The organism is Micromonospora inaquosa (genome assembly GCF_003857055.1).
In the GTDB taxonomy this organism is placed as follows: domain Bacteria; phylum Actinomycetota; class Actinomycetes; order Mycobacteriales; family Micromonosporaceae; genus Micromonospora; species Micromonospora inaquosa.
The window spans coordinates 26,486-38,373 of the sequence record NZ_QGSZ01000219.1 but is presented as its reverse complement, the minus strand read 5'-3'; the positions used below and the strand labels follow the sequence as shown (position 1 = coordinate 38,373).

The 11,888-nt window shown below is 71.2% G+C and carries 11 protein-coding genes; 6 read left to right on the top strand and 5 right to left on the bottom strand.

The window, feature by feature from the left end:
• A partial coding sequence (locus tag DLJ59_RS17730; RefSeq protein WP_124773754.1) for an MBL fold metallo-hydrolase occupies positions 1 to 567 on the bottom strand: 567 nt, incomplete at its 3' end.
• A gap of 137 nt (positions 568 to 704) precedes the next feature.
• On the opposite strand from DLJ59_RS17730, the gene DLJ59_RS17725 reads away from it, so the two are divergent.
• A complete protein-coding gene (locus DLJ59_RS17725) occupies positions 705 to 1,922 on the top strand; it encodes an NADP-dependent isocitrate dehydrogenase (protein WP_124773753.1) in 1,218 nt (405 codons plus the stop codon).
• A gap of 316 nt (positions 1,923 to 2,238) precedes the next feature.
• On the opposite strand, the gene galT is transcribed toward DLJ59_RS17725, so the two are convergent.
• The 4 genes from galT to DLJ59_RS17705 form a co-directional block, all read right to left on the bottom strand.
• The gene (gene galT / locus DLJ59_RS17720) at positions 2,239 to 3,315 is read right to left on the bottom strand and encodes a galactose-1-phosphate uridylyltransferase (protein ID WP_124773752.1); all 1,077 of its coding nucleotides are present in this window, start codon (positions 3,313 to 3,315) and stop codon (positions 2,239 to 2,241) included.
• A 12-nt stretch (positions 3,316 to 3,327) separates the two neighbouring features.
• Positions 3,328 to 4,137: a DeoR/GlpR family DNA-binding transcription regulator gene (locus DLJ59_RS17715; RefSeq protein WP_124773751.1), complete on the bottom strand. Its 810-nt coding sequence runs from the start codon at positions 4,135 to 4,137 to the stop codon at positions 3,328 to 3,330.
• A gap of 111 nt (positions 4,138 to 4,248) precedes the next feature.
• Entirely contained in the window at positions 4,249 to 5,778 is a 1,530-nt protein-coding gene (gene cysC, locus DLJ59_RS17710; protein WP_124773750.1) for an adenylyl-sulfate kinase, read from the bottom strand.
• 88 nt (positions 5,779 to 5,866) lie between these two features.
• Positions 5,867 to 7,381 carry a glycosyltransferase gene (locus DLJ59_RS17705; RefSeq protein WP_124773749.1) on the bottom strand — a complete coding sequence of 505 codons (1,515 nt, stop codon included), beginning with the start codon at positions 7,379 to 7,381 and terminating at the stop codon, positions 5,867 to 5,869.
• Between the two features lie 239 nt (positions 7,382 to 7,620).
• Between DLJ59_RS17705 and DLJ59_RS17700 the strand changes: the two genes are divergently transcribed.
• The 5 genes from DLJ59_RS17700 to DLJ59_RS17680 all read left to right on the top strand — a co-directional run bounded on the left by DLJ59_RS17700 (position 7,621) and on the right by DLJ59_RS17680 (position 11,859).
• Complete coding sequence (locus DLJ59_RS17700; RefSeq protein ID WP_124773748.1) at positions 7,621 to 8,535, top strand: ABC transporter ATP-binding protein; 915 nt, start codon at positions 7,621 to 7,623, stop codon at positions 8,533 to 8,535.
• On the top strand, positions 8,528 to 9,433 hold the full coding sequence (locus DLJ59_RS17695) for an ABC transporter permease (RefSeq protein WP_124773747.1): 906 nt from the start codon (positions 8,528 to 8,530) through the stop codon (positions 9,431 to 9,433). The genes DLJ59_RS17700 and DLJ59_RS17695 overlap by 8 nt, the downstream gene beginning before the upstream one ends.
• Positions 9,433 to 10,344: an ABC transporter ATP-binding protein gene (locus tag DLJ59_RS17690; RefSeq protein ID WP_124773746.1), complete on the top strand. Its 912-nt coding sequence runs from the start codon at positions 9,433 to 9,435 to the stop codon at positions 10,342 to 10,344. Before DLJ59_RS17695 ends, DLJ59_RS17690 begins: the two co-directional genes overlap by 1 nt.
• Before the next feature lie 66 nt (positions 10,345 to 10,410).
• Positions 10,411 to 11,121, top strand: coding sequence for an ABC transporter permease subunit (locus DLJ59_RS17685; RefSeq protein WP_124773745.1), 711 nt, complete (start codon positions 10,411 to 10,413; stop codon positions 11,119 to 11,121).
• A gap of 93 nt (positions 11,122 to 11,214) precedes the next feature.
• A complete protein-coding gene (locus tag DLJ59_RS17680) occupies positions 11,215 to 11,859 on the top strand; it encodes a hypothetical protein (protein ID WP_124773744.1) in 645 nt (214 codons plus the stop codon).
• Positions 11,860 to 11,888: the final 29 nt, after the last annotated feature.

Sequence of the window (11,888 nt, the reverse complement as noted above, 5' to 3'; positions counted from 1 at the left end):
GGTGGGCAGCAGACGTACCGCTGGGGTGAGGGCGGTCTCGCCGTCGACCACCCGGAGCTGGCCGGCGGCGCGCAACGGCGCGATGAGGCCGGCCGGTAGCCCAGGGTTGAGCGTCCCGGCGGCGTCGAGTTCGGTGCGTTGCACCAGGTAGCTCGCGTTCGGAAAGTACGGCCGACCCGCTGTGCCGGTGACCGCCCACCCGATGTGGTCGCTGTGCAGGTGGGTCAGGACGACCGTCTCGACGTCGGCCGGGTCGATGCCCGCTGCGGCCAACTCGGCGGGCATCCGGCCTGGCACGGGTGCCCAGCTCGCGGCCAGGGAGTCCGCCGGCCCGATGCCGGCGTCGACAAGGGTGACCGGCCCGTCGCCGACGCGGATCGCGAAGCTGCGGAACTGCAGCCACCACTGCCCGTCGGCGGTCACCGAGCCGGGGTCGCGCCGGTCGGCCTCCGCCCAGTGCGCTGCCGTGGCCTGCGGAAAGACCTCCGCGCGAGGCTGGAAGAAGGCACCCTCCCCGTCGGTGAGTGCGGTAACCGTGATAGACCCGAGGGTGCGGTTCAGTGGCATCGGACGATGCTCTCAGGGCACTCCTGTTCCGCGTGGTCCGGTTCTGCCGGCCGGTCGAGGCCGGCTGGGGGCTGCCGGCCCTATTGCAGTACGCTCGTACTGCTTGAGCACGTGTCCCCCGAGAGGAGCGCCGGCCGATGGCGAAGATCAAGGTAAACAACCCGGTCGTAGAACTCGACGGCGACGAGATGACCCGGATCATCTGGAAGCAGATCCGGGAGCAGCTGATCCTGCCCTACCTCGACGTCGACCTGCACTACTACGACCTGTCGATCCAGCACCGCGACGAGACCGACGACCAGGTCACGATCGACGCCGCCAACGCCATCAAGGAGCACGGCGTCGGCGTCAAGTGCGCGACCATCACCCCGGACGAGGCCCGGGTCGAGGAGTTCGGCCTGAAGAAGATGTGGCGGTCGCCCAACGGCACCATCCGCAACATCCTCGGCGGTGTCGTCTTCCGTGAGCCGATCATCATGTCCAACGTGCCGCGGCTGGTCCCCGGCTGGACCAAGCCGATCATCATCGGCCGGCACGCCCACGGTGACCAGTACAAGGCCACCGACTTCGTCGTCCCCGGCCCGGGCACGGTGACCATCACCTACACCCCGGCCGACGGCGGCGCGCCGATGGAGATGGAGGTCGCCAACTTCCCCGGCGGCGGCATCGCCATGGGCATGTACAACTACGACGAGTCGATCCGGGACTTCGCCCGGGCGTCTTTCCGGTACGGGCTGGACCGCAACTACCCGGTCTACCTGTCCACCAAGAACACCATCCTCAAGGCGTACGACGGCCGGTTCAAGGACATCTTCGCCGAGGTGTTCGAGACCGAGTTCAAGGCCGAGTTCGCGGCCGCCGGCATCACCTACGAGCACCGGCTCATCGACGACATGGTCGCCGCCGCGCTCAAGTGGGAGGGCGGCTACGTCTGGGCCTGCAAGAACTACGACGGTGACGTGCAGTCCGACACCGTCGCGCAGGGCTTCGGCTCGCTGGGTCTGATGACCTCCGTCCTGCTCTCCCCGGACGGCCGGACCGTCGAGGCCGAGGCCGCGCACGGCACTGTCACCCGGCACTACCGGCAGTACCAGAAGGGCGAGAAGACCTCGACCAACCCGATCGCGTCGATCTACGCCTGGACCCGGGGCCTGGCCCACCGGGGCAAGCTGGACGGCACCCCGGCGGTCACCGAGTTCGCCAACACCCTGGAGCAGGTCATCGTCGACACCGTCGAGGGCGGCCAGATGACGAAGGACCTCGCGCTGCTCATCTCGCGCGACGCCCCGTGGCTGACCACCGACGAGTTCATGAACGCGCTCGACGAGAACCTGGCCCGCAAGATCGCCGCCTGATCCAGGCGTACCGCGTCATCGGAGCCCGCCGGCACTCTGCCGGCGGGCTTCGGCGTGTCCGGCGCCGCCGCGCCGATCGGCGTCACTGCCCCCGGCGCGCCTCGTTGACCAGGATGGACGAGATGCCAGTCGAGTCCAGGAAGGTTGACCTCGGTCGACCCGCGGCACCCGTGCGCCGATCAGCCAGCCTTCCCGGCTGTGCCGTGCACAGCCAGCCGTCCCTTCCCTGCGGGGGGCCCTGTCCCGGGCCCCCCGCGCCCTGTTTCCCGCCGCCTGGGCCCGGCCGAGCTCAGGCACCGGCCGCGGCCACGGCCGCTCAGGCGGCACGCAGCAGTTCGGCGGCGCGTTCCGGCGCGATGTCGTTGATGAAGACGCCCATCCCGGACTCGGAGCCCGCCAGGTACTTCAGCTTGTCCGGGGCGCGCCGGATGCTGAACAGCTGCAGGTGCAGATAACCCAGTTCGCGATCGATCCGTACCGGCGCCTGGTGCCAGGCCGAGATGTAGGGCATCGGCATGTCGAACAGGCCGTCGAAGCGGCGCAGCAGATCCAGGTAGAGCGGCCCGAACGAGTCCCGTTCGCTGTCGCTGAGCGCCGGGATGTCCGGCACCACCCGGTGCGGCGCGACGTGCACCTCGAACGGCCAGCGGGCGGCCGCCGGGACGAACGCCGTCCAGTGCTCGTTCTCGGCGACCACCCGGTCACCGGTGGCACGCTCGACGGCCAGCACGTCCGCGTACAGGTTGCCCCCGCCGGTCCGCTCGGCGTGCCGGCGGGCCGCGGCCAGCAGCGCACGGGTGCGCGGCGTCACGAAGGGGTACGCGTAGATCTGCCCGTGCGGGTGGTGCAGTGTCACACCGATCTCGACGCCCCGGTTCTCGAAGCAGAAGACCTGCTCGACGCCGGGCAGCGCGCCGAGCACCTCGGTGCGGTCGGCGAGCGCGTCCAACACGGTGCGGACCCGGCGGGGCGGCAGGCTGGCGAACGAGGCGTTGTGGTCGGACGTGAAGCAGACCACCTCGCATCGACCGACGCCCGGCCGGACCGGCGTGAACGGGGTGATCTCGCCGGGCTCCTCGGCCACCCGACCGCTCAGCGACGGGAACCGGTTCTCGAAGACCACCACGTCGTAGTCGGGTGCGGGGATCTCGGTCAGTCGGTCGCCCACCGACGGGTCGAGGGGGCACTCGTTCGCCGGCGGGAGGAAGGTGCGGGTCTGCCGGTGCACGGCGACCGCCACCCACTCGTCGGTCAGCGGGTCGTAGCGCAGCTGGGACGCCGGGGGAGGCGGCGGCAGGTCCCGGCGGTCCGGCTGGTCGCGGACCGCGTCGTCGCGCTCGTCGAAGTAGATCAGCTCCCGGCCGTCGGCCAGGTCGATCGCGGTGCGCTTCACGGCGCCGTCCCCTCAGTTGTCGGCGTGCGCGTCACGCGGCCCGCCCCTTGTCGCCTTCACCATGATCAGTTCGCCCACCCGTTCGCCGAGTACCCGTCGTGCGGGTGGGGGCAACCGGTCGTCGCTGACCAGTACGTGGGCCGCCGCCAACTCGACGATCGAGGAGATGCCGACAGTGCCCCACTTGGTGTGGTCGGCGAGCACCACCAATTGGTCCGCCGCGGCCACGAGCGCCCGATCGGTCTCCGCCTCCATGAGGTTCGGGGTGGTGAAGCCGGCCCGCTCGGTGATGCCGTGGACGCCCAGGAAGAGCAGATCCAGGTGCAGTGATCGGACGGCCCCTACCGCGAGTGGCCCGACCAGCGCGTCCGACGGTGTGCGTACGCCGCCGGTGAGCACCACCGTCTGGTCCGGGCGGCCGCCGGCGTGCATGATCTCGGCCACCGGCAGCGAGTTGGTCACCACGGTCAGCTCGGGCACGTCCACCAGGCGGCGGGCCAGCTCGGCGGTGGTGGTGCCCGCGGAGAGCGCGACCGCCGCGCCCGGCCGGACCAGCTGGGCGGCCCGGTCCGCGATGGCCGCCTTCTCCGACAGTTGGCGAACCGACTTGGCGTGGAAACCCGGCTCGTCGGTCGAGCTCGGCCCGGTCGTGGTGGCACCACCGTGCACCTTGGCCAGCAGGCCGCGCTCGTGCAGCGCATCCAGGTCACGACGGATGGTCATGTCGGACACGCCGAACTCGCCTGCCAACTCGCTGACCCGGACGCCGCCGGTCGAGCGGACCCGCTCCAGGATGGCCGCCTGCCGCTGCTGAGCGAGCATCCGCCGTGCCTCCCCGGGGTCCACGTACCCTCACGCGGTCGAACGTGTTCCAACAAAGATGAACACTAGCGCGTGCCGGTCAGCGGTGGAAGGAACGGGTACAGCGACGCCTCAGGGGGACGTGATGGTCAGCTCCACCCAGCCGGTCTCGGTCAGATGGTGCAGCACGGCCTGCACCGCGTCCGCCACGCTCACGTCGCTGGTGTCGAGAACCAGATCAGCGTCGGTCGGCTCCTCGTACGGGTCGTCGATGCCGGTCATCCCGGTGAGCAGGCCGGCCCGCGCTCGCGCGTACAGGCCCTTGCGGTCCCTGCGCTCGCACACCTCCAACGGGGTGGCCACGTGCACCAGCACGAAACCCGCCCCGGCGGCGAGGGCCATCTCCCGGGCGGTGGCACGGGCCGCCGCGTACGGGGCGATCGGGCAGCAGATGCTCACCCCACGGTGCCGGGCGATCTCGGCGGCCACCCAGCCGATCCGCCGGACGTTGAGATCCCGGTCGGCCTTGCTGAAGCTCAGCCCGGCGGAGAGCTCCCGACGCACCACGTCCCCGTCGAGCAGGGTCACCGTGCGGTCGCCGTTCTCCCGTAACGCGTCCGCCAGCCCCCGGGCGACTGTCGACTTGCCGGAGCCGGAGAGGCCGGTCAGGAAGACCACCAGCCCTCGCTGCCGACGCGGCGGGCGGGCCCGGGCCAACTCCCGTGCCACGGCGGGCGGGGTGTGCCACTCCGGCAGCGGAAAACCCCGGTCGAGCAGGTCGTCGATCTCCGCCTGGGTCAGCGCGAGCCGGCGGTTGCGCGGTGGGATGTCCTCCCGCCAACGCCACTGCCCGTCCCGGTTGTCGTAGGCGAGCTCGCGCGGCACCAACACCCGCAGCCCGGCGCCGGAGAGCATCTCCCCGGTGGAGAGCAGGTGGGTGACCCCGTACGCGGCGGACACCCGGGCACGCAGCAACGCGTCGCTGATCTCCTCGTGTCGGTGCGACAACGGCACCGCGACCAGGGTGGCGGGCGGCATCCGGTCCCGGGCGGCGAAGATCGTACGGACCAGCGCCTCCGGCGGGAGCCCGTCGACACCGCCCTCACCGACCGGGATCATCACGAGCAGATGCGCGGCCAGGGTGCGGGCGGCATGGGCGATCTGGGCGAGCTGCGGACGGTGCAGCGGCCGATCGGCGATCACCCCGAGCACCCGGCCCGGGGGCAGCAGCGCGCGGACCTCCTCCGGGGAACGACGCAGTCGCTGGAACGGACCGTGCCCACCGTCGCCCAGCCGCCGGACCTGGCCGCCCACTCCCGCCACACCCTCGCGGATCGGCCAGACGTCGGCCACGTCCAGGGCCGCCGCCGGGGCGCCCTCCCCATCGGTCAGCACCAGCGCCCGGCGGGCCGGGTCGCGCGGGTCGAAGCTCTGCGCCAGTGCGGCCGGCACCTGGAGCACCACCGCGACCTGCCACGGTGTGCCGTCGGCCAGCCGGGCGCGTCGGCTCACCGAGACCAGGTCGGCGCGGGTCATGAAGCCGGTCAGAGGGGCGTACGCGCCGGTCAGCAGCAGCTCCAGATCCGCGAGCTCACCGGGACGTGGCGTGTACGCCGGCGCGTCCCGCAGCACCTCGTCGGGCAGCACCCAGCCGTTGCTCATCCACGCCCCCCACTCGCTGACCGGCACACAGTTTCGCAGCCGACCGCCGATCGGTCGAGGGTGCCACTCCAAGACCCCCGCCGGCCGGTCAGCGCTTGATCCGCCGGCCTACCGCCGAGCGCACCCGGTTCCACACCTTCCGCTCGTCGCGGATCCGGGGCCGAGAGCCGTCGGCCGGGCAGATGAACACCAGCGGCAGCCGCACGTCCTCCGTCCAGCCCACATTGGTGATCCGGGCCTTGAGGAACCACCTACCGCTGGTCCGACCACCGTTGAGGGCGGCGAAGTCGATGGTGACGGTGGCCCGGTGCACCAGGTGGACGGTGTCCGCTCCGGTCGTACCGGTGATCCGCTCGGTCTGGAAGGTGTTCGGCAGGAAGATCTCGACGCCGGTCTCCCGGTGGCGGGCCACCAGGTCCAGGCGGGCCTTGCGCACCTGTGCGGTGGCATCGAGCACCTCGGGGGCGATCTCCTCCATCGGGAGGATCAGCACGTCGCGGTCACCGTCGGCGCGGAAGCCGACCGGCTGGTCCGCGGAGCGCAGCTCGGCGGCGACGGTCACCGTGACGGCGTGGTCGGCCTGCCGGAGCTCGTCGATGGTGCCGTGTGCGGCGATGCCCGCCTCCCAGTGGGCGAGCCTGCGCAGGTCCGCGACGCGCCCCCGCTCCGCCAGGTACGCCACGGCTCGGAGCAGCGGCGGCAGCCCACCGGCGACACCACTGGCGAAGCGGCCCTGGATGATCTCCTGGGTCTCCAGTGCGACCTGTTCCAGCCAAGCCTCGGGGACATTCAGCAACCGCTTGCCGCGCAGCTTGCTGAGCATCTCGTTGCGCAGCCAGCGCCGGTGCAGCCGGTCCCGCAGCGGGCCCGGCTCGGTGTTGGCGTCGACGACGTCCAGCGCCTCCCGCACGCTGGCGTAGTAGCTCGACGGGTCCAACGGGCCTGCTGTGACGTTGCGCGCGTCACCCCGTTGAACGTGGTGGTAGCAGGTGTAGTCGGACAACACGGAGGTGCGGCGGGACAGGAAGTAGGCCCGAACGACCAGCGAATGGTCCTCCAGCCGGCGCTTGCCGCCCTCCGGGAACCGCAGACCGTGCTCGTTGAGGAACGACCGCCGGAACAGCTTGTGGCAGGTCAGGCTGTCGATCAGGGGGGAGTTGCCCAGGGTGGCGTCGAAGCGGTTCTTCCGGAACAGCTCCCGTGGGACGGGGCGCCCGTACCCGGCCATCTTCCCGACCACGATGTCGGCGTCGTTCGCCTTCGCGCAGGCGTACAGCCGCTCCAGCGCCTCGTCGGCGAACCAGTCGTCGTCGTCGGAGAAGAAGACGTACTCGCCGCGGGCCTGCTCGATGCCGAGGTTGCGGGGACGCGACGGCCAACCGGAGTTTTCGATGTGCAGCACCGTGACGTGTGGGTGCTCAGCGGCCAGCCGATCCAGTCGCTCGGCCGTCTCGTCGGTCGAGCCGTCGTCGATGAAGATCACTTCGAAGTCGTCGGGGGGCAGTGACTGGCGCAGGAGCGAGGCGACGAGCCGTTCGATGTGCGGGCCGCAGTTGTACGCCGGCACCACGACGCTCACCTTGGGGATGCCCACCTCGGCCATCAGGATTCCTCCCGCGTCGTCGGTCGATCACCCGGCGAAGTCGATGCCCGGTGAACGGGAGGTGAATGGTGTCACCTCGAATGGGTCTTTCCGGAAGCGGGGTCCGGGCGAACGCGGGACCGGCGAAAACGCCACGACTGCCCCGACGCGCACCTTAGGGGTCCAGCTGGCAAAGGATCAGGGGAGCGCCGGGGGCGTGCCGGTGTCCATGCCGGGCATCGACTCCCTACGCTGGGCGCGTGACACTGATCGCGACCCAGTCGCTCACCAAGACGTACGGAGGTCGGGTCACCGCGTTGGCCGACCTCACCGTCGCCGTCGAGCCCGGGATCATCGGCCTGGTGGGCGCGAACGGCGCCGGTAAATCCACCTTGATCAAGATCCTGCTCGGCCTGATCGCACCAACCAGCGGTGTGGTGTCGGTGCTGGGCATCGACCCGACCGCAGACCCGGCGGCCGTCCGTAACCGGGTCGGCTACATGCCCGAGCACGACTGCCTCCCACCGGATCTGTCCGCCGCCGAGCTGGTCACCCACCTCGGCCGGATGAGCGGCCTGCCCCGCACCGCGGCCCGCGAGCGGGCCTCCGAGGCGCTGCGGCACGTGGGGCTCTACGAGGAGCGCTATCGCCCGGTCGGTGGTTACTCGACCGGCATGAAGCAGCGCGTCAAGCTCGCCCAGGCACTCGTGCACGACCCGGACCTGCTGTTGCTGGACGAGCCGACCAACGGTCTGGACCCGGCCGGCCGCGACGCCATGCTGGCGCTGGTACACCGCATCGGCACCGAGTTCGGCATCTCCGTGCTGGTCTGCTCGCACCTGCTCGGCGAGGTCGAGCGGATCTGCGACACGCTGATCGCCATCGACGGCGGCCGGTTGCTGCGCGCCGACAACATCTCCGCGATGACCACGGCAACCGATGTGCTCGCCGTGGAGGTCAGCGAGGGCACCGAAGAGCTCGCCGCCCGACTCGCCGAGCTGAAACTACCGGTCGCCCGGGACGGGCGGCTGCTCCTCGTGCCGCTCGCCGACGACGGCACCTACGACCTGATCCTCGGTGCGGTCGCCGAACTGGACCTGCCACTGCACCGACTGGACCAGCGCCGGCACCGGGTGGCCGAACTCTTCGCCACGAGGGAGCTCGCTCATGCCTGAGCCGTCCACCACCGCCGTGCGCCAGACGCCGTCCGGCGTCATCCACGACATCGGCTACCAGCGCTACGAGGGTCCGAGGCTCGGCCGTCGACAGGTCTTCGGCGCGCTCTACCTGCACGGTCTGCGCACCGCCTTCGGTTTCGGCCGCAGCGCCAAGGCCAAGATCTTCCCGTGGCTGGTGGTCGGCATCGTCAGCCTGGTCGCGGTGGCCCTGGCCGCGATACGCAGCCAGATCGGCGAGCCGGTCGCCACGTACGCCCAGTTCGCCGACGCGATGAGCTGGCTGGTCATCTTCTTCGTCGCTGTCGTCGCCCCGGAGTTGGTCTCCCGGGACCTGCGCAGCGGGGTGCTGCCGCTGTACTTCTCCCGGCCGCTGCCGCGTTCCGACTACGCGCTGGCCAAGCTGCTGGCGCTGAGCACGTCGCTCTGGCTGCTGCTCGGCGGGCCGCAGCTGTTGATGTTCCTGGGTGCCGCGTTCACCACCAAGCAGGGCATGCGCGGGGTGTGGAACGAGCTGCTCGACCTGCTGCCGGGGCTGCTCTACGCCGGGCTGTGGGCGGTGGTCTTCGCCTCGGTCGGCCTGCTGGTCGCGTCGCTGACCGGCAAGCGTGCCTTCGCCGCCGGCGGCGTGGTCGCGGTCTTCCTGATGACCACCCCGATCGTGGGCGTGCTGAGCATCCTGCCGTCGCGCGCCGCCAACGAGCTGGCCGGGCTCGCCTCCCCCTCCACGCTGGTGCAGGGGGTGGGCATCTGGTCGCTGGGTGACCTGCTGGTCGAGGGCGATCCGGGCGAGATGACGATCGGTGGGTTCGGCCCGCTCTACGCCCTGGCCGCGGTGCTGCTGGTCGCCGGCGCGACCGCCCTCCTGCTGGCCCGCTACCGGAAGGTCGCCTCCTGATGAGCACCCTCAGCCTGACCGGGGTGTCCCGGTGGTACGGCAACGTGGTCGCGGTCAACGACATCAGCATGGCCCTGGGGCCGGGCGTGACCGGGCTGCTCGGCCCGAACGGCGCCGGCAAGACCACGCTGCTGCACATGATGGCCGGGTTCCTCGCCCCGTCGCGCGGCACGGTCACCCTCGACGACGAGCCGACCTGGCGCAACCCCGACGTCTACCGCCGGCTGGGGCTGGTCAGCGAACGGGAGGCGGTGCAGGGCTACCTCACCGCGTACGAGTTCGTGCTGGCCAGCGCGAAGCTGCACCGGCTGCCCGACCCCGCGGCCGCGGCCCGACGGGCGATCGACCTGGTGGAGCTGGAATCGGCGCAGGACCGCCGGATCGGCACGTACTCCAAGGGCATGCGCCAACGCGCCCGGGTAGCCGCCGCTCTGGTGCACGACCCGCAGGTGCTGCTGCTCGACGAGCCGTTCAACGGCATGGACCCGCGCCAGCGGCTGCACATGATGCAGCTGCTGCACACACTGGGTGACGCCGGCCGGACGATCCTGTTCAGCTCGCACATCCTGGAGGAGGTCGAGCAGGTCTCCGGGACGGTGCAGGTGATGGTGGCCGGCCGGTTGGCCGCCTCCGGCGACTTTCGGACCATCCGCCGGTTGATGACCAACCGTCCGCACGTCTTCGCGGTGCGCTCCACCGACGACCGCGCGCTGGCCGTCGCGTTGATCGCCGAGGCGTCGGTGAGCGGGGTCGAGCTGGACCCGACCGGCCTGACCGTACGGGCCGGCGACTACGGCGCGTTCACCCGGGCGCTACCCCGGATCGCACTGAACAAGGGCATCCGGGTGCGCCAGCTGGTGCCGTCCGACGAGTCCCTGGAGAGCGTCTTCTCCTACCTCGTGGAGGCCTGACCGTGCGGGCGAGGCGTGAACGAGCGCAGCGAGTGGGCCCCGCAGTGACGAACGAAGGAAGATGACATGTCGACCGTTACCTGGATCACCGCACGCGGGTTGTTCGGCCGACGTCGGTTCCTGCTGCTGTTACCGCTGCCATTGGTGCTGCTCGGGCTGGCCGTGCTCTGCCGGTCGCTAGGGGTGGATCCGCGCAACTGGGGGCCGCCGGTGCTGGTCGGTCTCGGGCTTGCCGTGGTGCTTCCGGTGGTTGCGCTGATCATCGGCACGGGCGTGCTGGGCGCCGAGATCGACGACGGCACGGTGGTGCACATCCTGACCAAGCCGCTGCCGCGCTGGCAGATCGTCCTGCCGAAGCTCGCCGTGGCCACCGGGGTCACCGCGGTCACCGCGGCGGTGCCGCTCTACGTCGCGGGCGTGCTCGCCGATTCGGTACGCCTCGGACTGGCGCTGGCAGCCGCGGCGGCGCTCGGCGCGCTGGCGTACTCGGCGTTCTTCCTAGCGCTCAGCCTGGTCACCCGGCGACCGGTGCTGCTCGGCCTGGTCTACGTGCTGATCTGGGAGGGCTTGCTGGGCAACTTCGTGAGCGGCACCAAGGTGCTCTCCATCCAGCAGTACGTGATCGCCCTCGCCGACCGGATCGCCCCCACCGGGCTGCTGGAGACGAGCGTGTCGGTGCCGGTGGCGTCGGTGATGACCGCGCTGGTCAGCGTCGGCTTCACAGTGCTCGCCATCGACCGCCTGCGCTCGTTCAGCGTGGCCGGCGAGACGAGCTGACAGCGGTGCGAGCTGCTGTTCCGGCCAGCCCCCGCGCGACGGTAGGGCTGGCCGGATGGACCGGTCGGGCCACCTCGGGCGAGGCTTATCGGCGTGAGCGTCGAAGCGGAGCAGACGTCGTTGGCTGAGCCGTATTCCCGGAGCAGCCGGCCGTGGCTGACCAGTCTGGCCGTCGCCGGGCTGGCCTGTGCCACGGTCGCCACGGCGGCTCAGGGCAGTGGCCAGTTCCACTGGTGGGCGGTGTTCATCCTGATCCCGGCCGCGTTGATCGCGGCCAGCGGTGGGCCGTTGCTGGCCCGCGGGGGTGGCCGGGCCTTCGCCGGGTACGTGCTCGCCTGCGTCGGCACGATCGTCTTCGCGGTCGGCGCGCTGCTGATGTTCGGCGTGATGGGGCGGGGCTGGCCGCTGCTGGTGGTGCTGCCCTGCCTGGCGGTCGCCGGCACCTACGGCTGGCGGGCCGCCCACCCGTTGGCCCGGGGCCTGCACCGGGCGGTGGGCCTGCTCGCGCTGACCGGGGCGCTGCTCGGCCTGACCCTGCAACTGATCCGGGTGGACCTGATCCACCTCAAGACCGGTTGGTGGGGCGGGTTCCTGATGCTGGCCGGGGCCATCGTGCTGGGTAACGCGGGGGAGCTGACCCGGCACCGGATGCCGTACCGCCTCCAGGCGATCACCCTGCTGGTGGGGCCCGCCGTGGTCGCGTTCCTGCTCGGGCTGCGCTTCCTGCGCGGCTGGTGACCCGCCGCTCCGCCGCCGCCCGTGCGGAC